The organism is Fulvivirga ligni, assembly GCF_021389935.1.
In the GTDB taxonomy this organism is placed as follows: Bacteria; Bacteroidota; Bacteroidia; order Cytophagales; family Cyclobacteriaceae; genus Fulvivirga; species Fulvivirga ligni.
In genome coordinates, this window is the sequence record NZ_CP089979.1 from 3801063 (window position 1) to 3826732 (window position 25670).

Sequence of the window (25670 nt, forward strand, 5' to 3'; positions counted from 1 at the left end):
TTATTCGGGGTTTTATAACTAAGAAATTAATTATTAAACTATAAACTTGACGAATAAATGAGGAAGATTAATTTGTTTTTGGTGGCATTATTCACAGTAATCACTTTTGGTGCAGCTCAGGCTCAGGATGATGCAGACTACCTTTCCGACGAAAATTTAAGAAGATACGCTGTAATGGAATCTGTAATAGATGACATGAAATCTGAAATCAGCGTGGTAGTGAATGACATGATTAAAAATCAGGAAGGCATTACTGGTAACAGATATAATGAGTTAGCAAAAGGATCTGGAGAGCCAGCTTCTGATTTCGAAAAGAAATTCATGGAGCAAATTGAAGGTGTTAAATCGGACAGAATTGATGCTATTAAGCAAGTAAACCAAATAATGGCTACTAAAATGCTTCCTGACGGAGGTAAAGCTTATAAAGCTATCAAAGAAGCTCTTGGTACTGATGAAGAAGTGAAGACTAAATATGCAACTATCAAAGCGGAAGTTGAAGGCGAAACAGCTGAGTAATCTGCATATAAATCATAAAGAGAGGCTCGTAATTAATTACGGGCCTTTTTTATACCTTAAAAAGTATTATATTAACCGAATTAATTAACCATAACCTTTTTAATTCATGTTTTCAGAGAATGAAATTGCCACCATGCTGGAGATACCGGCCATCCAGGAGGCCACTATAGCCATAAAGAAAAAGTTTATTGAGCAGGAGGTGAGTATGTTGGATGTTTCTGATCATGATTTTCTGTCTCTGATTATGATGACTCCGGCCATTGGTGTAGCCCTGGCTAACGGCAGCATCAGCCTGTTTGAAGAGCTGGCGCTTAATAAAATGGCCAGGAAGATGTCTAAAGGAGGTTATTTTCTGAAGGTAGACCCGGTGGCACACGCCATGAAGTTTGTAATTTCCAGCTATGACGTATGGGAAGCAGAGTTCTTCGAGGTTATTAAAATTTGCATGAAAGCCACCTTTACCAAAGAGCAGGTAATGAACGGTACACCAAGTGCCATTGATGATCCCATCCAGCGTTTTGCCAGAGATCTGATGACCGTGCCTTATATTTTTGTGCGCTTCTTAAGTACAATGGTGCTAAATGATGAATCTGATATTGTAGAGCAAAGGAGCATATCCAAAGTGGAGTTTGATAAAATCATGGATATTGGAGATAAGATGGGGCTTAAGGAAATACCCGTATTTAAGTCCTTCTGTGATACATTTAATGTAAAATAAGGGGCAAATTTTAGTGCTCTGAGCATAATATTTTTTAATTTTGCCTGTTTGAAAAGAAGTAGGCGATTTTTAGGTTAATTTTTTGCTGGTAACAACGAACGCCGCGACCTAATTATTTATATTATAACATGATCGTAAGAAGGTTAGAGATATTTTTTTATTCTGTTAGTCTCATTTTGAGCCTTCTTTTGGTGGCACCGCACTATACTCATGCACAGGTAGAAGATGACGATAACGTGACCATTCCATTAGATCATTTCTATCACAAACCAAAAAACAGAGGCCTTAGAACCTTCCTTAGTAAATTTCACTGGAGCTTTTCGACTGGCTATGGCCGTACTTTTTATGCTCAGGATTTAGATGGTTTCGCCCTGCTTCAGCAGCCAGATAGCTTGCCTTTTATCTTCGATAGAGACTTTAATACCACCTCCGGAAACATTAGCACAGGCTATAAATACTGGTTCAATGAAGTGCAGACCGGTAATAACGTGAACTTCACCAATAATGATTTTCTGGTAAGCAGCGATACTGCCGAGCTTAAATTCAAAGCGCCAGGTTTCAGCATACCCCTTAATTTATCGGTACACATGGAGTTTGACCGCTATAAAATAGGAGGGGGCTTCATTTTTGAATACCACCGTCCGGGTACGTTTAAGTCTACGGTGTATGAAAACGATATTAGCAGCTACTCGCCTAACTTCGGTAGTGCCTTTTATAAAAAATACTATCTCTTCTTAGGAGCACGCGTTTACCGCTACTATGAATACAGTCTGGCTATAGATGCGCAGATAGGGGCCTTCAACCTGTCAAAGAAATTTGACAAGAGCACCCTTCAGAAGGGCGTATATTTAAATATCGGGGCCACTATTGAACGAGATATGTCAGAGTATTTTAAAGTGTTTGTAAGGCCTTCATTCGACCTGAAGAGCTTTACCACTAAAATGCCGGAGACTAACCTTTCCATACCACATAATATGAATGCTGCCTACATCACGTTTGGCATCACTTATAGAATTCCAGAACTCCCAAAATGCTTTTTGAAACAATGTACCACCCAGATCAACCACCAGCATGGTGAACTGGAGTATCGTAGCAGAGTGCATCCGTTTTATAAAAAGCAAAACCCTCATTATGGGGAAAACTACCCCAGACTTTTCAAATACAAGAAGAAAAATAAGAATAAAATGAATCCTTACTAAGCTGATTTTTAATGTGCTTTTTGTCTTAAAATGGGCTTTTTTAATGGATAACCAATGGCGGGCTGGTAATGGGCCAGGTTAATGTTATTGAACTGTTAATAATTGTTAAGTTTAACTGTTAAATACTAGCTTAATTACGTAAATTCGCCATGATTTTTAGAATAAATGACGTTTAAATTACTCTATGGCTGACGAATCGAATGAGAATCTGCCGGCAGGCAGACAGGGGATTATCCCTATAAATATTGAGGATGAAATGCGTGGAGCCTACATAGATTATTCTATGTCGGTAATCATTTCAAGAGCATTACCAGATGTAAGAGATGGTTTAAAACCTGTACATAGAAGGATTTTATATGGAATGCTCGAACTAGGAGTAAATTATAATAAGCCTTATAAAAAATCTGCGAGAATTGTAGGAGAGGTGTTAGGTAAGTATCACCCACATGGTGACTCTGCCGTTTATGACACTATGGTGCGTATGGCCCAGGACTGGTCTTTGCGCTATCCTTTGGTAGATGGTCAGGGTAACTTCGGATCTATTGATGGTGACTCACCAGCTGCGATGCGTTATACTGAGGCCCGCCTGAAAAGGATTGCTGAAGAGATGCTCACGGACATTAACAAGAACACAGTTAACTTCCAGGGTAACTTTGATGACTCCTTAAAAGAGCCTACCGTACTTCCTGGTAAGCTTCCTAACTTGTTACTAAACGGATCTTCTGGTATTGCAGTAGGTATGGCCACTAACATGGCGCCGCATAACCTGAGAGAAGTAGGAGCAGGTATTATCGCATATATTGAGAATAACGACATCACCATTCCTGAGCTGATGGAGCACGTAACGGCTCCTGATTTCCCTACCGGAGCTACCATTTATGGTTACACTGGTGTGAAGCAAGCTTTCGAAACAGGTAGAGGACGTATAGTGATGCGTGCCAAGGCTGAGTTTGAAACCAACAAAAACGGCCGTGAGCAGATTATTGTAACCGAAATACCATACATGGTGAACAAAGCCAGCATGATTGAGAAAACGGCTGCTTTGGTTAACGATAAGAAAATTGAAGGTATCTCTGACATCAGAGATGAATCTGATAGAAACGGTTTACGAGTAGTATACGATCTTAAGAAAGATGCTATTCCGAATATTGTTCTAAATCACCTTTATAAATATACTCAGCTACAGTCTTCATTTGGTGTAAACAACATTGCACTGGTAAAAGGAAGACCTGAAACGCTGAACCTGAAAGACCTTATTAAGTACTTCGTAGAGCACCGCCATGAAATAGTGGTTCGCAGAACGCAGTACGAACTGGATGAGGCTGAAAAGCGAGCGCACATCTTAGAAGGTTATCTTATTGCCCTGGATCACTTGGATGAAGTGATCGACCTGATCAGAAAATCTCAGGATCCTGATGCAGCGAGAGATGGCTTGATTGAGAGATTTAAGCTTTCTGAAATTCAGGCTAAGGCCATCCTCGAAATGAGGTTGCAGAGGCTTACCGGTCTGGAAAGAGATAAGATCCAGAAGGAATACGAAGAAGTAAAAGCCTTGATTGAAGATTTGAAAGATATCCTGGCCAGCGAAGAGCGTCGTATGCAAATCATTAAAGATGAGCTACTTGCAATAGTAGAGCGCTATGGTGATGACAGAAGAACGCAGATCGTTCACAGTGCTGATGATATCACAGTAGAAGATATGATTCCTAATGACGAAATGGTAATCACTATTTCGCACCAGGGATATATTAAAAGAACCGGCCTGGCAGAATACAGAACGCAGGGTAGAGGTGGAGTAGGTAGCCGTGGTGTGGCCACTAAAGATGATGACTTTACAGAGTTATTGTTCATAGCCAGAGCCCATAACTACTTATTGATCTTTACAGATCACGGTAAAGTATTCTGGAAGAAAGTATACGCTATCCCAGAAGGTAGCAAAGCTTCCAAAGGACGTGCCATTCAAAACTTGATTAACATAGAGCCGGGCGACAACGTGCGTGCGGTAATCAACGTGGAAAGCCTTTCTGACGAGGAATATGTTAAAAATAACTATTTAATGATGTGTACTGTTAATGGTACAATCAAGAAAACCACGTTAGAGGCGTATTCAAGGCCACGTTCTAATGGTATTAATGCCATCACGGTGAAGGAAGATGACAGATTATTGTCTGTAAAACTGACTAACGGTGATAACCATATTGTAATCGCTAAGCGCGAAGGTAAGGCTATCCACTTCCATGAGTCTGATGTAAGACCTATGGGTAGAACAGCATCCGGTGTAAGAGGTGTAACCCTTGAAAGTGATGATGACAGAGTGGTAGGTATGGTTTGTATAAGCCGTGAAGACGCTAACTTGTTAGTAGTTTCTGAAAACGGATACGGTAAACGTTCATTGGTAGACGACTATAGAATCACCAAGCGTGGTGGTAAAGGTGTGAAAACCATCAACGTAACTGAGAAAACTGGCAAGCTTGTTGCAATTAAGGAGGTGATTGATACGGATGACCTTATGATCATTAACCGTTCAGGAATCACTATCAGACTGGAAGTGAAAGACTTACGTGTGATGGGAAGAGCAACGCAAGGCGTAAAACTGATCAGATTAAACGAAAACGATATCATATCTTCGGTAGAGAAAATCGAGAAGATAGACGACATTGAGGAAGAAGGACAGGAGGGAGCTGAGGAGAATAACGACGACGCTACACCTGATAATTCTGAAGACAATAATTAAAATAAAAACTAACAAAACGAAGAATAGAAACACCGATTATGAAAAGAATGATTTTAGTACTGGCTGCAGTGGCAATAGCCGGATATTCTTTTGGACAAAAGAAGCCTAAGATTAACCAGGCAGAGAAAGCGAGAGAGGAAGGTAATCTTGGTGAAGCCAAAGAAATAATTGATGCAGCTATAGAGCACGAAAAAACCAAAGAAGATGGAAAAACATGGTATTACAGAGGCTTAATCTACGCTTCTTTAGATACTACTAGTAATCCACAGTATGAAAACTTAGCTAACGAGCCTTTAAAAGTGGCTATGGAATCATTTGCTAAAGCTGATGAGCTAGGCGGTAAAAGTGAGTATTACATCAGTGATGCTAACGGATTACCAATTCTTAAAAGCCAGCAGCTACAAACTTTATGGGGATATTACCTAAATAAAGGTGTAGAAGGATACCAGGCACAGGAAACTGACAAAGCAGTAGAAAACTTCACTAAAACTCAGTGGGTTATGCCTAAAGATACTACTGGTTATATCTATGCTGGTTTAGCAGCACAGTCTGGTGAAGACTACGCTACGGCTACTAAAAACTATTATTCATTGATCAATGACCTTGATTACCAAAGTGAAGATATTTACAACTCTTTAATTTACATTGAAGGAACTGTAAATAAGGACATGGACAAAGCTTTAAAATTAGCTAGAGATGCTAAGAGCAAATTCCCTGAAAACCCTGACTTCGCTAAAACTGAGATCAACTATTTAATTCAAATGGATAAAATAGATGAGGCTAGATCTGGAATAGAATCAGCTATTGCTAAAGATCCAGGAAATAGCAGCTTGTACTTCACATTAGGTGTTATGTACGAAGAGCTAGAGCAAAAAGATAAGGCGATTGAAGCTTACGCTAAAGCGGTAGAGCTTGACAAAACTAACTTCAACGCTAACTTTAACTTAGCTGTACTTCACTATAACAACGCTGTAGCGCTTGTAACTGCTAAGAACAACTTAGGTATCACTACAGAAGACAGAAAGAAAGCTAAAGCTATGGAGAAAGATATTCTTGCAGCTTTAGAAAACGCAATGCCTTACTGGGAAGAAGTATTAGTACTTGAGCCAGAAAACAGAACTGCGCTAGAGTCTTTACAGTATATCTACAGCCAGTTGAAACTTAACGAGAAAGCTGTAAAAGTAAGCAAGAAATTAGAAGCACTTGGCGACGTTGAGTAATTCTAAAACATATACAAATATCAAAAAGGAGCTTTTCGGAGCTCCTTTTTTTATTGGTAGACATTAGGCTTGAGCCCCTTATATTGGATTTTAAACTTTTACCTGGCGCGGGACGTCCACACAAGTAGGACGGCTCATTCGTGGTAGGTCCGAGATAGCTTTAACCAATAAACGTGACGAAAATTCCACAAGTTGCGTGCTTCCCACAGCCTTGATGCTGGCAATAAGCCTCTAAATCCGCTCCAAAACCCATTTTCTGCAGATGGTATGATATTTTCACTGTTGTAGGTAAGAACCAAAAACTTTAGAAGATGAAATCAGTAAAGATAATATCAGGAGCAATAGTAGGTGCAGCAGCAGGTTATTTAACAGCTACCTTGATAGCACCCCGTAGCGGTAAGCAAACCTTAAGCAATATAGATAACAGTTTAAACAAGCCCGTAAAGGATCTCAAAATGACCTTTAACAAAGTAGCTTATAAGCTGGGTATCATCTCAGAGAAAAAGAAAGCTGAGCTCAACAAGAAAACTGTAGAAGCTTACAACGCCAAAAGACAAATGGCCCACGATAAATTTATGCATCCTGAAGATCACCACGCCACCCAAAATGCCAACGACACATCAGCAGCCAACAAAGCCGTGATGAACAGCACTGCAAAGAGCGCTGTGACTAAGGTGCCGGTGAATGAATAGGAAATATATAACTTATGATATGAGCCTCTTCAGTATTTGCTGGAGGGGCTTTTTGTTTTGTAGGGTTTGGGGAAAAGGGGGATTGGAGAGTTAAGATTTAAATAGGGCTCTTAAATATTCTATTTAACATAATATAAATTATATAACAAGTATAGCAAATTTCGTAATAGACGCGCAGCGGATATTTAGCATAAAATCAGTTATCGTCCACGCCAGTGCGATAACGGCAAGGATTTTATGTTAAGGAATTTGCGGCTCAGCTTGTGCCATACTTTTTATATAATGCATATTATGTCTGCGCTCATACTTCGCTTGCCCTCGCCAAGGCGCTCGGCTAAATAGACTCCACAGGCTGACCCTCCGTGATGGCTAAGTCAACGGACAGTGCTTCTAGCTGGGTTGTTATATAATTAGTCGTTATATTAAATAGCCGCTCGGCCAGCGCGCTGATCCCACAACACGGCTTGCCCTGTCCAAACGGCTATTAATAGTTCTCCCACGCACTTTTGTGCTAAGGCACAAGTTGCGACCCAAATGCAAGAGATTTCCAGGCAAAGCTTGTCGTTCAAGATTTCGATATTCGGAGAATTTTCAAATATGCGATTCTCAGCGCTTAGGAATTTGCCTGTAAAACACTTGCTAGCAAACGCTTTGTTTGGCTCACAGCACCCGCTGTCAGGCTGATGCCTGAGTTGCAGCCCAGTACAAGAGATCCCGATTTTGTATCGTCTGAGAATTGAATATTTCGGTTTAACATGGACATTGGTACGAATAATGAAGAATAGAGCAACATAAAACATCGGGAACACTTGCTTGCCAACGCTCTGTTTGGCTCACAGCACAAGCCATCTTCAGGGTCGTCCTTTCGGAAGTAGCGCAACATGCCATAGGCTTACTTATAAATCCAATAAAAAACCGCTTACTTCTCCTACACCATCAGCGATATTCTTCAATAATCTATGATATCCATTCATCAAGATGATTTCATTTTTGTACTTCACTAAGGAAACAGGACTATTACCATCTATTTCATTCAGTTTTTCGATACCAACTTCGTGTTGATAAAACTTTAAATTGGAAATTGGCATTCTAACTAAATATCCTTCTTTGTTAATGATTTCTTCTGGAGATTCTGACCTTTCATTTTTAATAGCATCATTGATGTTTTGAATGGTTTCTTCAGAAATAAACAAATCTTTGCCAAAATATTGAATACAAAATTCTTCCATTAGCAGTACTTTATAAGCTTCACAGAAATTGACTGCTCCTTCAGGCATGCCTATTTCACCATGATTGCCAATTAAATTCGGAAAATTAGATTCGTAAAATTCCTGATATTTGTTCATGTTTTTATTAAATGTTTTCACTCATCCCTCAAGCCGCTAGGCTTTTACTTTTTTCATTGATAAAAAAGTAAACAAAAAATCTAGACAGAATAATGCTTCTGCCCGCTGGCAAGCGCACACCCCGCTATTCTGTCAGACCGGCCCACCTGGGTGCATATCTTATTTAACATAATGTAGTTATTCAATTTTCGAATAATTCATTAACGAGTTGATTACCAACAACGTGAATCATCTTGAAGTTTATTACTCCACCTAAATTATCGCTTTTTGGGTGCGCTCCATGATTTCTTAGATAAGCTATTGCTTGTTTGCGATCTCTATTCATGGCTAAAAAACCTTCTTTTACTGCCCAGTCTAGATAAGGTTTAAAATTTTTTTTGCCAGACTTTGAAGGATGTTCGATATTAAATTTCATATGCAGAGCTAATTCGAAAGTATGATAACAACGATCCATGGCAATATCTATAAATTCATATTCAAAGTAAGAAAACTCTAGCAGTTTACGAATTACTAAAAATCTTCTTCTAATGGCTTCTGGTACGGATTCACTGAGTTTAAAGTCAGGAATAATTTTGCTACTAAAATTGGGAAACGTATCTGCTCCATTTACTGAAAACCAAATTGGTGAAGGTTTAAATATTTCGTGCATATCAGAGATTTTTAATCATTTTCTCAAAAGAGTACTTCTCTACAAAACTCTTCATAGTATTCTTATTCAAATTGATCCCATACTCAGAATTCCTAACTGCTGAATCTGTGAACAACTGATTTGGCTGATTCCAGACAATACTTGGAAACAAGTATTTCGTGGGTTTCTGACCATCAACAAACAAGACTAAGCCAACCCAAAGATCATCTCTCAAACCACTTTCGAGATCAGATTTAGAAACGAAAGCATAGTTTGTTTTCTCGATATTGATCTGACGGCATATGATATCATACTCTGACTCCCCTACTCTATTAACAACCTTGAAATTTGGTCCTTTATGATTTAAATAACTCTTGATAACATGATGATTTTCAGATAGTAAAAAAGCTGTTTTCAAAATGGTCTCTGCTAGTTGATCTAGCTTGGAAAGTGGACGTAGTTGAGACCATTGATATTTCATGAACTTTTAAAGCCGTTGCTGAGCATATTGTTTATAAATATTTTTATTAGCATAGGCCCCTTTTGAGTCGGCAGAAAGCAATTCATCATACACGTATTGTGGAACATCATAATACTCATAAACTGAATCTGTAAATTGAATTCTCAAAACTGCTGAGTTTGAATCATAACCGATAGCTTCCATTGCTGAAGATTCAACAAATATCATTTCCATTATTGCTTAATTTTGATGTTTTCGCTCTCTCAAGGCCTTAACTAGACCCTTGTAAGCATTCTCATTCTTCTCTGTCTTAAAACTTTTCAGCCATGAACCAACAAGATCAGGATCGTTGCTTGAAGGTCTTGGTTCAACAAGTGCAATTCTAACCCTTGAAGGAATATTAATTGCTTCACCAACAATGATCGCTTCACCAATTCTAAGCGAAGGAAGCAACTCAATCATGCTATTCATATTGTTGGGTGCTGCTGACTGCACTGTTCCCTTGTCTCCACTATTAGTTAAACGAAGTGCAATGAATGTTCCCACTTGTGCAAGTATTGTTGCTGAAATTTCAGATGGTCTTTGCGTAACCACCATAGCACCAACACCAAACTTCCTACCCTCCTTAAAAATTTTTTCAACTGCTTTTCTGGCATACCCATAAATGTGACTACTTCTTTCTGACTTAGGCAAATAAGAATGTGCTTCTTCATAAGCCATTAGAATTGGCCGATTTCTTCCTGTATACTCTTCAAATCTACCCCAATACATCGATTCATAAATAAGTCTGCTTATGAGACCAACACTTATATCAATGAGTTCGAAGGGAACACCACTTAAATCCAATATAGTTAAACGTTCCTCATGGTCGATCCAATTCTTATAGAGATGATCTATATCATTTGGGCTATCTACGTCATAGTAATCGGGAGGATTAAACATAAAGCTGTAGCGACTGTCATTCAAGCGAGAATAAATTTTGCCAACGTAAGGATACATAATCTGATTTTTTGAGCGATATGGAGCCGTATTATTTGGAGAATATGGTTGGAATTTAGCCGGTTTAAGCATTTTAGAATCACCTTCTTCTACCAGACATTCATTTTCAGGAGTGTGGTTACTGTTATGATCATAGGTTGAATTTACCTCTCTATCGAAATCATACCATAATTGTTTAATATCAAAAGGGATGGGAGAATCCGCTGTAATGAACTGTTCCTCAACCGCTCCTGCTTTAAGTTTGGCAGCATTTGCTTTCTTCAGTTCTATGATTTTCTCTCTTAGTCGTTTATCAGCCGGTTGTTCTTGTCCTTCAGGACGGCCAACTAGAAAAAAGATAATTCATCAAACGTCATTGTCCAAAATGGGATGATCAATGGATTTTTCTTGTCATTAATCTTAAATACTTTTGAGTTTTTTGAAAAAGCAGATGAATATTCTCCATGAGTATCAACTAATACCATCCTTGACCCTTGGTACTCGGCCAGAATCCTTTTAATAATATTTGCGGTAGTATTTGACTTCCCACTTCCAGTAGATCCTAATATTGCTGAATGACGCAATATCAAATTATGAATATCTATATAAACTGGCAGATTTTCAGAGGAAGAATGTTTGCCGATTTCGACAACACCTTTGGCTTTATCACCATAAATCGATTTTAAATCCTCTTCTGTGACAATATGAACTTGATCATTTATGGTAGGATATGTTCCTACCCCTTTTTGGAACTTTTCATTTCCAAGTTTTTCACCTATAAGCTGGACGTGCAAAAATCTTGACCCATAATTTGGTTCATAAACAGTATTTTCAACGGATGAAGGCGTATTACTCACTGATGATACTAGTCCATAAAGTGTTAAGCTGCCAATTGGAAACTTTACAAATGTGCCTATTTGACCGATTTTATAAAGACGACCATTTATTATAGGAGCTGCTGAAGGAATTTCTCTTGCAATTTCAATTTCAACATTTCCACTCTTTACATTGATTACCTTACCTAAATATGTAATGTCTGCTTTCATTGGCCGTCTTATTCTTTCACCTCCCTCATACCGGTGCAAAAAATCAAAAAATCCACCATTTTCTTAAAGTCCCCCAGCTCCAGTTTATTTGTTTCCTTGTTCCAGTATGGCTCAAGAATTTTACCCTTCGAATTTTTTGCCCATTTACCACTTCTGCCCGAAATTGATGCTTCTGAAGGGCTTATCAGGGTAAAGTTTGGGAAGTTTCGTCCTGATTTAACGATCTTTTTTTGTGGTGCATCATCAAAGAAAAAAGCGATTATATGCAACCTATTATTTTGATTCAGCGCATTATATAAGACCTCGTTGATATGATCGTCCGAAAATGAATAACCACTAATTATGAATATACCCTCACCCCCAAGTAGAAATTCTTTAAGTCTATCAAAATAACTTGTAAAAGGTTGTTTTCTTGATGATTCATATTTATCCTTTGACGGATAAATCACCAGTTCAGAATCTGGGAATTTTTCCTTTGCACCTGCTCCCATTTCTTCCAAAACCACCCTAGGGAGCCATGAAGCTTCCATAGCCTAATCCATGAGACAGGGGGTTTATCGTAATTTGATTGTCCATCCAAAGTCTCGTGCGCGAAAAATGGTTCGTGAGAGCCTACGAAACCATCAAAGAAAGGAATAAGCAAATGCTCAAAGGACTTTTCAATAATTAAATCATAGTTAGTTGTGAATATCTCCTTTGGGTAGTCACGCGCAAGCCAATTTAACCATCCTATGAACTTCCGAGCAACTTCTATATCTGCTGAATTCTCTTCATCAGAAATAATAGAATATATATTATTGCATATTGATTTATCCAACTTCCTGGCATCACTACCGCTAATCTTATCAAACGACTTTCCTTCAGAGTCGCTAGTAATTTGCCTTATTAATCTAATCTGATTTAGAATTGCTTCTATATGTTGATCTTTTTGGTCGAGCTGAGCTTTTACTAAATCAAATTTTGTTTTTAAATCTTTTTCAATTTTAACTTCTACTTGTTTAGTCAAGCCAGAGATGTCAGATATTCCCATCGCCCTTGATGTGCCTGCACCAAACATAAACCCTATTCTTTTGGAATATGATAGCTGATTTCTTATTTCAGTAAGCTCCCGTAAAGGATCATGTTGTATATCTGACATGCAATTGTAATCTGTTTTAGGTTTAGTTTATCCTTATATAATAATATACAGACATATTTTTTGGCCTTGTCTCAAGTTGTCCATCTTCTTTTGTATATGTCTTATATCCAGTACCCCCGGAAAATCCCGCATTTTGGTGACCGGCTGTTCCCCAATGGCCTTCTGGCATGTAGTTGACACCCCAAGGGGATCTTTCTAAAGGGTAATCAATCCTGTGCCTGTGTTGTCCAACAGCATCCTCTTGAAGTTGACCAGCTCTTTTATTAGCAGTATTTAAATACAAATTATTTGTAGGGCCTGCACCCAAATTATTATTATACATTTCATTTACACCTCGCAAAAACAACCCTCTTAAGTCAGGTGAATGAGTTGCGCCAGTGGTAGCATATTGTGAACCAGTGACTGGCCTTCCATCACAAGGAGCCCATGTACTACTTGTACTATTAAAAACAATGGGTAAATTGTTTACAGTATTAAATTGTGTATAGTCTAAAATGGAAACTACAATAGCTCCAATTGGCATTTTTTCACTTAGAATTAGCCTAGTTCCTTTTATTACAATTGGATTCAACCTAATACCAGCCTCTTGAAACGTGAATGTTACAGTAGCTGGTCTATCATTACTTAACCTCTTAAAAGCTTGAGCCTTTGATTGACCATCTTTAATTTTAGTACCGTTAATAATAGTATTAAGTCCAAACGGAACACAATTACTATAAGTTATACTTTGTATTGTGGCGTGTGGTCTATTAGCATTATCTAAGTAAACTAACTGAACGGTAAATAAATCATCCGGATCACCAAACACCTGAGACTTCACCCCAGTTCCAGCGCAAGCATTAGAGTTTAGACATGCTATATATGCATTTAAAGCATTTGTGCTAAGAACCGATGTATAAAGTGATTCATAATTTTCCTCACTGAAATATCCTTGTTGTTCTAGAATTTGCTTTAATGTACTAATGAAATTGGAATTACTATTACTTGCCCCATCTAAACCAACATCAATAATATCAAGAAGGCTAACATTTATACCTGTGGCAGAACTTTTTCTCATTTTTCGCCTAGTCTGCTTATCGGATAAAAAATACTTGTAGTAGAATTGTTGAACGTTTTGCCAGTTATTTATAATCTGTGTATCTCTCATTAATGCATCTGAACAATCACAATCTGAATTCTGTGAAAATGCCACATTAGTTATTACAAAAAGTAAGATCAGAACAAAATTTTTCATTTTTATTAGGATTAGGTTTAAGTGCAATAAGATAAATGCTTTCACAATTGATCTCAATACCCAACCTTGGGTATTTTTCATCACTAGAAATGATGAGATAGTGCAATAGAAGTCGCACACATTTGCCATTCCGCACTTCCCTCCCACTGCAATTTTGTGAAAAACAAAATCGGCAATGAATGCCAAAAGAGTGCTCAATGTGCGTCAGCAAAAGAAGAGTAGAGAAATTAAAAGAGAAAAGTCAATGGCTCAAACTATTAATCCCGCCCTCGAACCGAAGCTATATTAACATAACGCAGGCCATTATATAACAAATCAATTATTTCAATTATGCATCATGGCCGGATTTTCATCATTTAAAGTCCATATAGTTCATTGGTTCTATATTAGTAAGTTGGTCATTAATGAACATAATTCCTTCTTCGGTCATTTCTCCAACCTTTTCAAATGGTCCCCATTCTGAAAGTTTTATAAACAGTTGATTAACAAAATGTGTGTTTTCCCAGCCGAACTTATAACCTTCAGCAATATGAGTACTATCAAGAAGAATGTTAGTTGAATACTTCTTAGAACTGGAATGAGTTAAAATAATGCCTTCAAAATCACTACCCTCTTCATAATGCCCCCATATTAGAATTTTATGTCTTCCTTGATGAAATTCACGTTTGTCAGCTTCTAAAATGTCTCCTTTATAATACATTAAATTGTACCAGAGTTAATTAAATCATAAATAACATGTTGATTTACAAAGTAGGAAATATTTTTGCATAATGCTCTCTTCATGCTTGACTTACTCTGTTGCCTTCTTATCCTTGTATATGATGTACCCATCTAAGTTATTTTTGTCAAATCTATTGTCAAAACTCAAGTAGCCTACAAAATTCACATGATAATTGGGAGGTTTTTTCAAGACAATCATTCCGTCAAAATCATCATTTGATTTGATCTCATATATTCCAACTGCACTACTATGGAAAACCTTGCCTAAAGACCTCGTTGGTGTATATGAATATTTTTCCTCCATTGTGTAGCCAATAAGCTTGGCATGCCTCAAGGATTTTGGTTTGGTAGTTATGGTCTTTAACTTTATGGTTGTGTTATTATCAGCCAACTTACGACCCTCTAAGTTGTGGAAAATAGTAAAATACTCCATTTTTTTGACTAATTGCCCCTCTTTGAAATAGGTAAGTTGATTTAACACTGGAAAAATGTTTCTGTCTGACTTACTGATTTGACTCCCATTGTAAACTAATTCATTATCTTCTGAAATGTAATTCAAAGGAAGTATGGAATCTATAGGAATAATTCTTTTATCCACACGATAGTTGGAAGGTACAGCATACAATGGTTTATAGATTTTACCTCTGTAAGCTCTCAAGGTACTTTCAAATGGGTTTAGCTTATTTTGGTGCTTTAAATTCAATTCAATTAAATCATTTTCGGTTGGATCAATATAGGTTGCAACAAGAAACCCTCCTAATTCGGCTAGGCCGATTGAATTATTTCCATTTTCTATATCATTTGAAAAATTAAGGGGAGATAAATTTCTCTTATGGACTAATCCATTCTTGGAGCTTTCAAGTCTTCTTTCAAGGGAGAAATAACAATTATTTTTTTGCTTGAAATATTCCAAACTGTATTGAAATCTTGGTAAATCAACTAGACCTATGTCACCCATTATTATTCCAGCGATGCTATCTGCTTCAGCTTCGTTTATTTTTTTCTCAGAAGTGCCACAATCGAAATTGACTAAATTATGGTCGTTCAAAGTGTGAGCTAATTCATGTGCAATCATAAAAATTAAAGGAGAAATTGTCTCATATTCTGAATTATCTAATAAGCCTTGCATTGAAGGTTTTAAGAATTTTGAAATGTCTATTTTAGCTAAGTCATTCCTCGTTGATATATTTTCTAAAAAATTTTTTAATAGTGTAGGATTATATATCAATCGAGTGTTTGTACCATCAATGCGACCTATAGCAATGGGCTTAGGGTTGATGGTTCTGAATAGTTCGATACGTTGTGAGACCAAATATTTTTCCTTGAGACTTTTAAATATGTTAGTCACCAATGTGTCTACATAATTATAGTCATCATTATCAATAACAAAAGTTGCATTGTCCAAGGAAGAGTAAAAACCGCATCCCCCCTCAATATGAATAGTATTACTTGAATTGTTGCAGGAATATAAAATGAATACTATACTAATAAAGTAATAGGAAATATTCAATTTTCCTCAAATTCTGATATTTTGAATTCGTTTTCAAAAGCTTTGGAGTAATTTTTAATTGCTACGTCCTTGCCAAAATTTATTAACAATGGAACAATAGTGCTCCACAATATATCATCGTCTAAACCTGAAGCAAACCCAACATCGATTCGTTGCCATTCCTGCATCAGCTGATCACTTAGTAATTTGACTTCATCAAATTGAGTCGAATAGTTTGATATACTTATTTTATCATCCTCAATATTTGCCACAATGTCATCAACAAGTTGATTATGTGCACTTTTTAATGCATTATAGCTACTTTTGATGTTTATATATTCAGAGTTGTTGGGTTTAAAATCATTTTTGACTTGAGTGGCGATAGTATCAGCAATTGATTTACTGCCCGCCAATTTAGTAAAAACCTCATTATCAATTTTGAAGAGCAATTCATTGACTAATTGATTTGCTTTTGACGAAGTTTTTTGTGAAGCACAGCCATTGAGTAAAAAAAGCACGCAGAGAAGGATAATAAATTTTTGCATCATTTTAGATTGAGGTTTTAATCGTATTGACAATAAAAGATTGAACGAAATAATTTTTTGGTTAATTAAGTTTGAAGTACTCAAGATATCCAGAATTAATCAATACTCAACCTTGGGTATTTTTATAATACGATTTGGGTATGAAGTATAAGGTAGGTTTATCTAGAAACCTCAAAATGCACTTTCAAAGTGAATAATCTTAAATAGTGGAAGGAGATATTGGATAGCAATACGAAAGACAATTAACCTAAATTTTATCCGCAAAAAACTGTATTAATTCTTCTGTTTCTTTAATCTTATCATATTTTTCATCTCTTACTTCTTTGGATGAGATGTCATTTTTAATCCGGGCGATGAATTCTCTGAAATCTGCATTCATCATTAACTTGTCAACAGTATCCCAGTCAACAAAATCTCTGATGTCAGCATCATATATAATTTCTGAATCATCGGGCTGTGATAAGTTTAATCTAATCACTCCAATGCCAAATGAATTGCTTAACCTTCCCAATTCCCTCATAAAATCCGCCTCTGCGCTTATTTCTGCTGCAACTAAATATCCCTCATGTGCCCATGACGAGTTCGAAACTGCTTGAAAGAAACTTTCTCTTAAATTACCAAATGAAAGATGAGTTTTAAGTTCAAATGAAAAAAGACCTATTTGTGCATCTCCCATCATTTGGCTTAAATCGTAAACGTCATGCTTCCAATGGTTTTGAGGAAAATAACAAGCTACCATATCTGGGTGAACCCAAGCTCCAAATTCTTTCTTTCTTGACTTTGAATGATTGAGTGTTTTCGGGTATGCATCCATATGATTCCTTATATAATATGCTAATACTGGATGAAGATCTTTTTCTTTATACTTGGTTTTGTTATCATTCTCTTCTTTAAGAAGTATTTCTTCTTCATCATAATTTAAGGTTTCTGCGGGAGTCCTTCCTGGTAGATAAAAGAGTTTTGGTCGCGCACCGACAAAGTTAAAATCGAGATTGTTAGGATTATTGGCGGCTGTATATATTCTAGCCAAAAGCGTCTGTTCAGGTGTTTTTCCACTAGTTTCAAGTTGGTCAACATAACCTTTATCTTTAGCCAATCGCCAAATTTCAGTTCCACTTAAGGGCTTTTGGCTTTCTTCTAATACTTTTTTTGCTAGTTCTAAAAATTTCATAATGAGTATTTTATGATTATTTAATCGGATATGATCTAATAAACTACCCTACCCCCTATACTTCTTAAAATTCTCAGCTTGCTCGAAGATCTCTTGGTATACTTCATCGCGATCTACTGGTGGGTAATCGTGCTCTCCGAGTAGTAGGATTAGATCTACCTTAAGCTCGGCTTTGATGTCGTCTCGCTTGCTCCAGTCGGTGTACTTGGCTTTGTCGTCTACTACGTTTTTTACGGCTTTGGCTAGGGTGATGAGCTTGTCTTCGGGGTAAACAAAATCGTATTTATGGGCGAGGTTATTGAGAATGTCATAAAAGGCCTTTTCCTCAAAGGTAATGCCTAGCTCTTCGCCCTCGGAATAGGCTTGCTTGATGGCCAAAATCATGTCTGTGAGGCTTTCTGCCATCTCATCATATACTCGCCCTTCAAACGTATCTTGTTCTTTACGCTCGTTGTATTGATTGACCAGCTGCTCAAACTTATGCGAGAAGTCCACTCCTCTGGCCTTATTCGTTTTCTTCAGCTCACCAATGGCCTTCTTCAGCAGTTGCTGCAGTAGCTTGATCTTGGTGTTCGGTAACTTAATGCGATCAATCTTATCGAGGTAGTCAGGATCAAACAGATCAATTTGTGTTTGCTTATCATCTCCCAACTTGAAGATCTCCTCCACACCATCACTACGGATGGCTTCCTGAATCATTTCCCTCACCCGAGCATTCATCTGTGCCGTATCAGGTGCATCTCCTTTCGTGAGTTTGAAAACGATGGATTTTACTGCAAGGTAGAAGTGTACATGATCTCGATCATCCTCTGTAAACTCCTCACTTCCACAGCAGATGTCGTAAGATGCTTTCAGTCTTTTGACGAGATCAATAAAGCGTCTCTCGTGCTGTTGGGTAAGCATCACAAACTCAGAGGCCCTATTGAGGCAATCGTATTGTTGTTTCGGTGCTCCAGTGAAAAAGTCTGAGGTATCGAACTTATGAAAGTATTTGGACAGCACATCCAACATGTCCTTCACTATGATGATGGATTGGCCCACTTCCTCTATGCTTCGCTCCTCTTCCTTGGAGTACATCGCAAGGGCTTGGTTCATCTGTCTTTTGATACCGATGTAATCCACCACCAATCCTTTGTCCTTACCCTCAAATGTTCGGTTGACTCTTGATATGGTTTGAATTAGTGTATGCTTCTGGATGGGCTTATCGATGTAGATTGTATCCAGGAAAGGCACATCAAATCCTGTAAGCCACATATCCACAACCATGGCAATTTTAAAGTTGGATTTGGGTTCTTTAAACTGTCTGTCCAGTTCCTTTCTATATTCCTTGTTGCCCAGTAAATCGTAAAGCGCTTTGGTATCATCCTGCCCTCTGGTCATGACCATATTGATCTTAGCCATGGGCTTGAGTTCTTTCTTTTCTTTGTCTGTGAGTTCTGCTCCTTCCTCACAAGCTTTGATCTCACCCCATTCCGGTCGAATGTCCAGTATTTCCTGATACAAATCGTAAGCAATCTCACGGGCAGAGCATACAAACATGGACTTACCTTTTACCGATGCTCCTTCACTGACACGCTCTTCGTAGTGTCGAATGAAATCCTCGGCTATGGCTCGCAATCTGTCTCGATCTCCAATAATCGTATTCATTCGAGTGGTAGCCTTCTTGCTTTCCTCAACCTGATATTCACTAGCTCCCGCTTCCTCGGCTTCTTTGTAATAGCGCTCTATCTCCTGTAGCTTATCATGATCCAGCAGCACCTTGGCTGCTCGACCCTCATAAACGATCCTCACAGTGATTTCATCCGTCACTGACTCTTTCATGGTGTAGGAGTCAACAACTTCACCGAACACGTCCAACGTAGCATCTACTGGAGTTCCTGTAAAGCCAACGTAGGTCGCATTAGGTAAGCTATCATGCAGGTATTTTGCAAAGCCGTAACTACGCTTTACCTGACCATCAGCTACCTTCACTTTCTGATCCAGGTTGATCTGACTTCTGTGCGCTTCGTCAGAGATACAGATCACGTTGTTTCGTTCTGTGAGCAGCTCAGTATCTTCAGTAAATTTATGAATGGTAGTGAGAAATACGCCCCCTGAGTTTCTGCCTCTTAGCAGTTCTCTAAGCTCCTGTCTGCTGCCTACACTTTTGACGAGCTGATCGCCAATATATCCCTTGGCTCCCTCGAACTGCTCTGACAACTGATCATCCAGATCCGTACGGTCGGTGATGACCACAATGGTAGGGCTGGAAAAGAAAGTGCTCCGCATCAGCAAGCGAGTGAGGAACAGCATGGTAAAACTCTTGCCGCAACCTGTAGCTCCGAAATAAGTACCCCCTTTACCATCGCCATCGGGCTTCATGTGTGCCTTGATGTTTTCGTAGAGTTTTCTGGATGCATAGTACTGCGGATACCGACAAAGGATCTTTGCTTCTTTCTTACTGCTATCAGGGATGAAAATGAAATTTCGGATAATGTCTCGCAACCGCTTGCGATCAAACATGCCCTGAATGAGCGTGTAAGTGCCGTCTATACCGTCCTTCTCTATTGATTCATCCCCAGTGATTTTCCGCCAGGAATAGAAAAACTCATAAGGCGCAAAGAAGGAACCTGACTTGGTATTGATGCCATCACTAATAACACAAAAAGCATTGTATTTGAACAACTCAGGAATGTCTCGTCTATATCTGGTGGTGAGCTGAATGTAAGCTTCATGAATATTCACTTCTTCTCTGGAAGTGGACTTTAACTCAAACACCACCAGCGGCAAACCATTGATGTAAACGATCACATCGGGTATGCGCTTCTCCAGGCCATCTATGGCAAGCTGACTAGCGACTTTATAGGTATTCTTATCTGCTGCAGAGTAATCGATCAGCTCTATGAACAGATCCTTTTGGGTGTGATCATCGCGCTTGAAGACAAAGCCATCACAGACCTTTTTCATTATGGCCTTATTGGTATCATAGAGGTCTGAGGCGGGTAAACGCTCCAGGTCCTGAATGATGCGGGTGACCTCTGCGAAAGTGATCCCTTCCTCCTCATATTGTGCAAGAAGAAAATTCGTAAGGTCTGACTTGATAAGCACCTCTGCACTAAACGCATGACCATATTTTTCTTCTGGCTCTTGCACGCCAGATTGTGCCCTGACGGCTGCTCCAGCAAGGAACTCCATGCCCTGATCCTCTAGCAGCGCGATGAAGGTAGTTTCTAGCGATGATTCATTAAACTTAGACATGATCAGCGATGATTTGTTCCGCCTGAGGTACTCTTAGTTCTCCTGAAATAAGTTTGGGAAGAAGGGTGTCCCTGAGATTTTTTAAAGTATCAGATATGTATAAATTATTCTTAATTTTTAGAAAATAGCCTTCAATAAATTGATCGAAATATTCAATGACATTTTTATCAGGAGTGGTTGGAATGTTGATTGACTTGAAAGTATCACGAGTTATAGTACTAAATACTGAACCATGACTTCTTTGCTGAAGGTCTGATATATTGGTTTTTAAAACGTAATAGTTAATAAAATCAGAAAACTCTTTTTTTGCCTTCACCCCATAGCATGATTGATTCATAGCAATTGGAAAATCAACCATCGCTAGCTTACCAACCGTTCCTCTCGCTGAGATAATAGTTGTTCCAACTGGTAGTAGTTTTGTTGATGAATTGCTCACTCCAAGCTCTGTAATTGTTTTTTCTGTATTAATTACAAAGACATCCGATTCCACAGGGGCATCAACAACTGAAAACCATTTAACATCTCCATTCCAATAATCTTCAATTGATGTTTTAGGAGTTCCGCCTCCAATTATGTCCACCTTATCAAGTAATGACTTCACCTCCCACCCCTCAGGAATCCAGCCAAGCTCTTCGGTGAAGGTGAAGTTATCAGGCCATTCGACAGGCTCATGACTATCTCCAAATTGAGGATTGGTTTGGATCAGCTTCTGATCATCAGGAACAGACTTTCGCTTCTCGGCTTTTTGCTGTAGTGGCTCAGGGATGTCATGGCCTGCAGCCAGAGCTTTGTCTATCACCGGATCAAAGTCCACAAACCAACTCTTAAACAATGCCTGAGCCATCTCCTCCAGGGTCTCATTCATCTGGCGGTTGAGTTCTATTTTGTCGTCAAGTGTGCCTAGGATATGGGCAATGGCTTTTTGTTCGGGGAGTGGGGGAATAATTATAGGAAGTTTCAACTGACCAGTTATTCCGAGGTATTTCCTTGTTGAACCACCTCCTGACCACTGATCCAATATTCCTTGAAAACCTCTTGAATTGAAGTAATAGAAAAGGTAATGATTATCTAACCTATCCCCGTCTTTTACTCTGTAGTAAGTGACCTGCGGCGTTAAAATAGTCGTTTCGTACTCGGTTTCTTGTATTATAGCAGTTCTACCAATTGTAGCCTTATGAGTTAGAAGAACATCACCAGGTTTCGCAAATCCCTTTCTTAGTGTTTCTGCTTGTAATTGACTAATGAACTTACAATTGGAATAGTCGACTCTTCTATTTATTAAATCAGATGCCATAATAAAAGGAACTCCTTTTTCAGTGAAGTCCCCACTTTTAGGGTGTATACCACCGTGATTTCCATCTAAAGGTTTTTCTATGATTCCATCTTTTATCAGCTCATTAACTGTAAATTCTTTCCAATCACTCCGCATATCCCAACAGCTTTAGATTCTCCTTAATCGCCTGATCCTGTGCGTCAGATTGGTTCATTTGCTGATATAGCTTTTGGGTCAATTCTCCCATCTTTTCTTCAAAGGTCACTCCATCATCTTCTACATCGGCCATGCCCACATAGCGTCCGGGAGTGAGCACATAGTCGTTCGCTGCTATTTCTTTGAGGGTGGCAGATTTGCAATAGCCTGCTACGTCCTCATACTTTCCGTCTTTTACTTCACCTCTCCAGGCGTGGTAAGTGCGGGTAATTGTGGCAAGATCTTCATCAGTCAGCTCCTTTTGTGTTCTGTCTATCATGGTGCCCATTTCCCGGGCATCTATGAATAGCGTTTCGCTTTCACGGTTGCGGTAGCCGTGTTCTTTGTCTTCTTTTTTGCTTTTGGTCATAAACCAAAGACAGACAGGAATCTGCGTGGTGTAGAAAAGCTGTCCCGGCAAGGCAATCATACAGTCCACCAGGTCATTTTCGATCATGCTGCGTCTCAGCTCTCCTTCCCCACTGGTATTGGAGCTCATGGAGCCATTAGCTAGCACAAAGCCAGCAGTACCATTCTCAGAAAGCTTTGAGAGCATGTGCATGATCCATGCATAGTTCGCATTACCTACAGGAGGCACGTCATAGCCTTTCCATCGCGGATCATCTACCAGTTCATTCTTGCCTCTCCACTCACTTTGGTTAAAAGGAGGATTGGCCATAATGTAGTCAGCCTTCAGGTCCGGGTGCTGGTCTTTGAAAAAAGTATCTGCTGGTACTTCACCCAGATTAGCAGAAATGCCACGGATGGCTAAGTTCATTTTCGCCAGCTTGTAAGTGGTAGCCGTATACTCTTGTCCATAAACCGAGATGTCTTTCTTGTCGCCATGGTGGCTTTCCACAAACTTGATGGACTGCACAAACATCCCACCAGACCCACAGCACGGATCATAGATCTTTCCTTTGTAGGGTTCGAGCATTTCAGCAATGAGATTCACCACGCACTTAGGCGTATAGAATTCACCACCACCCTTTCCTTCTACTGCAGCAAAGCGCCCCAGAAAAAACTCATACACTCGACCAACAATATCTTCCTTTTCATCGGCAATGGTATCAATATTATTGATAGTATCGAGCAATGCAGAGAGTTTGCTTCAATCCATTCCCAAACGGGAAAAGTAGTTGTCGGGGAGTGCCCCTTTCAGTGAAGGATTGTGCTTTTCGACAGTGTGTAATGCTGTGTCTATCTTCAGGGAAATATCTTCCTGCTTAGCATGTTGCATAATGTATGACCATCGGGCTTCTTCAGGCAGAAAGAAGATGTTCTTCATGTTGTAGAATTCCTTCATTTCCAGATATTTATCCTTACCTTCTGCAATCAGCTCTTGTCTGCGAGCTTCAAACTTATCAGAAGCGAATTTCAAGAAGATCAGTCCCAGTACTACGTGTTTGTACTCTGAAGACTCTACCTTTCCTCTCAGCTTATTTGCAGTGTTCCATAGAGACTCCTCAATGGATTGTTCTTTCTTACTACTTGTTTTCTTAGCCATTTATAGTTTATCCTTACCCCAAGTATATGAACTTACCCCAAGTATATGAATAAATGTATTTTTAATATTGCACTATCCATTACCAATCAGGATCGAATATAAGTAAATCCTTAAAAACAGCCTTGAGGAATGTTAAGAAAATGAAGGGTGGTAGCTATAAGAGTGAAGGCTACAAAGTATGAACTGTCAGTTTATAAGTTGAGAGTCCCTCTCCATACTGCTGTATTCCTTCACACTAACTTAACCTCCTCACAACCCAATCTTAATCCTATTTCATTACTATTGCCGCGCCAACCGGGTAATGCAATCCGGTTTGCCCAAAATTTTAGATGAGAGAGATTGAAAAATTGAAGATCGGGATAACTACTTGCTCCATGGGAAATGGCCATTGGATGAAGGCAATAGCCATCCAGGCCGCGCTTAAAGAAAGAGGTGTTGAGGCTGAGATAGTGGATGAATCACAGGCGCTAAGTCCTGGTGCAGAAAAGGCGATGAAGTTCTTTGAGGGTATCTACAATTTGGCCTCAAAATCAAGGGTGCTGCAGAAGGTCAACGAATTTATATCTAGCGGTAAGAACTCATACCTGGCTGGGTGGTTTGAGTTCGTGATATCCAAACTGAATGCTGAAGGACCGGCGCTTGAATATGATTGCATCATTTCTACTTATCCTACCATAGATAAGGTGGCAAAGATTGCTAAAGAGGTGCCTATCATAAGATTACTGCCTGATATCTATGCGCACGATCTTTATTTTGAAAAAAGCAAGCGGCCCATTACCTACGTGGTATCGTCAAAAAAGCTAAAAAAGAGAATAGCCAAGGGTAAAGAAGCTGCATTGACCATCAAGCCCAAAAAATCAAACATTTTCAATACGGGCACTATTACTCATCCCAAAAGCGCGACATACAAAGAGGATAACGGCACCTTGCTATTAAAGTTAGGTGGCGCGGGTGCACAACAAGCCTTGCTTCTAGCAATATTGGAACATATTGAGCACGATAATATGGTAGTCTTTGCGCATAACAATCAGGAGTTTTATCAGAAGCTAACTGCCCAGACAACAATCACACAAGTCTCTGAACCATTTTATCACACGGAGAAATACAAGATCATCTATCATGAAGACAAGCGTACTGCCCTTGAAGCCTTCGAAGAAGTAAGGCAATATGCTAAGGCATGCATCGCCAAACCCGGTGATGTGACCAGCGCTGGTACTTCCTACCTTCTCCTCTATCCTATTGGCCTTCAGGAGATTGATAATGCTAACTGGTCAAACGCCAAGGGATTCACTCAATGGGCCTTATCTAAAAAAGGAGATGCAACTTAGCGAATACGAACAAGGTAAATTGATTGCCGAAAGGATCAATAATGGTGTTTATGATTTTGATGCTATGAGATCAACCCTGCAGGATCTGAAAATGAATGGCGCCTTTGATATCGCAGATCTTGCTATAAAAAAGGCCTCTAAAAGGCTGAAGGTATAGGGCTATAAAACATGAGCAAGGACTAAATTATTGCTTAAAAACAGACGCCTCTCCTACTCATTAACTTAAAGGGCTCACTTACGGCTTACAGTCTGTCCATCTCATAAATCTCAAAACCAAATTCTATATGTCCTGTTAG

25 protein-coding genes are annotated in these 25670 nt (G+C 38.9%); 8 read left to right on the top strand and 17 right to left on the bottom strand.

Going from position 1 to position 25670, the window contains the following annotated elements:
* The first annotated feature begins 57 nt into the window (after positions 1-57).
* From LVD16_RS16185 to LVD16_RS16210, 6 genes are all read left to right on the top strand, one after another.
* Complete coding sequence (locus tag LVD16_RS16185) at positions 58-516, top strand: hypothetical protein (protein WP_233769314.1); 459 nt, start codon at positions 58-60, stop codon at positions 514-516.
* Between the two features lie 106 nt (positions 517-622).
* The gene (locus LVD16_RS16190; protein ID WP_233769315.1) at positions 623-1234 is read left to right on the top strand and encodes a hypothetical protein; all 612 of its coding nucleotides are present in this window, start codon (positions 623-625) and stop codon (positions 1232-1234) included.
* A gap of 128 nt (positions 1235-1362) precedes the next feature.
* Complete coding sequence (locus LVD16_RS16195) at positions 1363-2433, top strand: hypothetical protein (RefSeq protein WP_233769316.1); 1071 nt, start codon at positions 1363-1365, stop codon at positions 2431-2433.
* Between the two features lie 184 nt (positions 2434-2617).
* Positions 2618-5167 carry a DNA gyrase subunit A gene (gene gyrA, locus LVD16_RS16200; RefSeq protein ID WP_233769317.1) on the top strand — a complete coding sequence of 850 codons (2550 nt, stop codon included), beginning with the start codon at positions 2618-2620 and terminating at the stop codon, positions 5165-5167.
* A gap of 38 nt (positions 5168-5205) precedes the next feature.
* The gene (locus LVD16_RS16205) at positions 5206-6387 is read left to right on the top strand and encodes a tetratricopeptide repeat protein (RefSeq protein ID WP_233769318.1); all 1182 of its coding nucleotides are present in this window, start codon (positions 5206-5208) and stop codon (positions 6385-6387) included.
* A gap of 311 nt (positions 6388-6698) precedes the next feature.
* Positions 6699-7079, top strand: a complete 381-nt coding sequence (locus LVD16_RS16210) for a hypothetical protein (RefSeq protein WP_233769319.1) — start codon at positions 6699-6701, stop codon at positions 7077-7079.
* An 896-nt stretch (positions 7080-7975) separates the two neighbouring features.
* On the opposite strand, the gene LVD16_RS16215 is transcribed toward LVD16_RS16210, so the two are convergent.
* From LVD16_RS16215 to LVD16_RS27930, 17 genes are all read right to left on the bottom strand, one after another.
* Positions 7976-8425 (bottom strand): hypothetical protein, encoded by a 450-nt coding sequence (locus tag LVD16_RS16215; RefSeq protein ID WP_233769320.1) that lies wholly within the window; start codon positions 8423-8425, stop codon positions 7976-7978.
* 181 nt (positions 8426-8606) lie between these two features.
* The gene (locus tag LVD16_RS16220; protein ID WP_233769321.1) at positions 8607-9074 is read right to left on the bottom strand and encodes a hypothetical protein; all 468 of its coding nucleotides are present in this window, start codon (positions 9072-9074) and stop codon (positions 8607-8609) included.
* 1 nt (position 9075) lies between these two features.
* Positions 9076-9534, bottom strand: coding sequence for a hypothetical protein (locus LVD16_RS16225; RefSeq protein ID WP_233769322.1), 459 nt, complete (start codon positions 9532-9534; stop codon positions 9076-9078).
* A gap of 6 nt (positions 9535-9540) precedes the next feature.
* Positions 9541-9747, bottom strand: a complete 207-nt coding sequence (locus LVD16_RS16230; protein ID WP_233769323.1) for a KTSC domain-containing protein — start codon at positions 9745-9747, stop codon at positions 9541-9543.
* Positions 9748-9753: 6 nt separating this feature from the next.
* On the bottom strand, positions 9754-10854 hold the full coding sequence (locus tag LVD16_RS27740) for an ATP-binding protein (RefSeq protein WP_306309407.1): 1101 nt from the start codon (positions 10852-10854) through the stop codon (positions 9754-9756).
* Entirely contained in the window at positions 10839-11537 is a 699-nt protein-coding gene (locus tag LVD16_RS27745; RefSeq protein ID WP_255697675.1) for an ATP-binding protein, read from the bottom strand. Before LVD16_RS27745 ends, LVD16_RS27740 begins: the two co-directional genes overlap by 16 nt.
* Positions 11538-11545: 8 nt before the next feature.
* The gene (locus LVD16_RS27750) at positions 11546-12028 is read right to left on the bottom strand and encodes an SIR2 family protein (RefSeq protein WP_255697676.1); all 483 of its coding nucleotides are present in this window, start codon (positions 12026-12028) and stop codon (positions 11546-11548) included.
* The gene (locus LVD16_RS27755; RefSeq protein ID WP_255697677.1) at positions 11983-12675 is read right to left on the bottom strand and encodes an SIR2 family protein; all 693 of its coding nucleotides are present in this window, start codon (positions 12673-12675) and stop codon (positions 11983-11985) included. Before LVD16_RS27755 ends, LVD16_RS27750 begins: the two co-directional genes overlap by 46 nt.
* A gap of 22 nt (positions 12676-12697) precedes the next feature.
* Positions 12698-13909, bottom strand: coding sequence for a phage tail protein (locus LVD16_RS16250; protein WP_233769324.1), 1212 nt, complete (start codon positions 13907-13909; stop codon positions 12698-12700).
* A gap of 352 nt (positions 13910-14261) precedes the next feature.
* The gene (locus tag LVD16_RS16255) at positions 14262-14609 is read right to left on the bottom strand and encodes a hypothetical protein (RefSeq protein ID WP_233769325.1); all 348 of its coding nucleotides are present in this window, start codon (positions 14607-14609) and stop codon (positions 14262-14264) included.
* Positions 14610-14699: 90 nt separating this feature from the next.
* Complete coding sequence (locus LVD16_RS16260) at positions 14700-16034, bottom strand: M48 family metalloprotease (protein WP_233769326.1); 1335 nt, start codon at positions 16032-16034, stop codon at positions 14700-14702.
* A gap of 101 nt (positions 16035-16135) precedes the next feature.
* Entirely contained in the window at positions 16136-16666 is a 531-nt protein-coding gene (locus LVD16_RS16265) for a hypothetical protein (RefSeq protein ID WP_233769327.1), read from the bottom strand.
* A gap of 244 nt (positions 16667-16910) precedes the next feature.
* On the bottom strand, positions 16911-17834 hold the full coding sequence (locus tag LVD16_RS16270; protein WP_233769328.1) for an HTH domain-containing protein: 924 nt from the start codon (positions 17832-17834) through the stop codon (positions 16911-16913).
* Positions 17835-17882: 48 nt separating this feature from the next.
* Entirely contained in the window at positions 17883-21071 is a 3189-nt protein-coding gene (locus tag LVD16_RS16275) for a type I restriction endonuclease subunit R (RefSeq protein WP_233769329.1), read from the bottom strand.
* Entirely contained in the window at positions 21064-22500 is a 1437-nt protein-coding gene (locus tag LVD16_RS16280; RefSeq protein ID WP_233769330.1) for a restriction endonuclease subunit S, read from the bottom strand. The genes LVD16_RS16275 and LVD16_RS16280 overlap by 8 nt, the downstream gene beginning before the upstream one ends.
* Positions 22490-23635, bottom strand: a complete 1146-nt coding sequence (locus tag LVD16_RS16285) for an N-6 DNA methylase (RefSeq protein WP_233769331.1) — start codon at positions 23633-23635, stop codon at positions 22490-22492. Before LVD16_RS16285 ends, LVD16_RS16280 begins: the two co-directional genes overlap by 11 nt.
* Positions 23636-23650: 15 nt before the next feature.
* The gene (locus tag LVD16_RS27930) at positions 23651-24046 is read right to left on the bottom strand and encodes a type I restriction-modification system subunit M N-terminal domain-containing protein (RefSeq protein WP_233769332.1); all 396 of its coding nucleotides are present in this window, start codon (positions 24044-24046) and stop codon (positions 23651-23653) included.
* 329 nt (positions 24047-24375) lie between these two features.
* Here LVD16_RS27930 and LVD16_RS16295 point away from each other — a divergent pair, with 329 nt between their 5' ends.
* Both LVD16_RS16295 and LVD16_RS16300 read left to right on the top strand, forming a co-directional pair.
* Positions 24376-25374, top strand: coding sequence for a glycosyltransferase family protein (locus tag LVD16_RS16295; RefSeq protein ID WP_233769333.1), 999 nt, complete (start codon positions 24376-24378; stop codon positions 25372-25374).
* Positions 25364-25531 carry a hypothetical protein gene (locus LVD16_RS16300; RefSeq protein ID WP_233769334.1) on the top strand — a complete coding sequence of 56 codons (168 nt, stop codon included), beginning with the start codon at positions 25364-25366 and terminating at the stop codon, positions 25529-25531. The genes LVD16_RS16295 and LVD16_RS16300 overlap by 11 nt, the downstream gene beginning before the upstream one ends.
* The last annotated feature ends 139 nt before the right edge of the window (positions 25532-25670 follow it).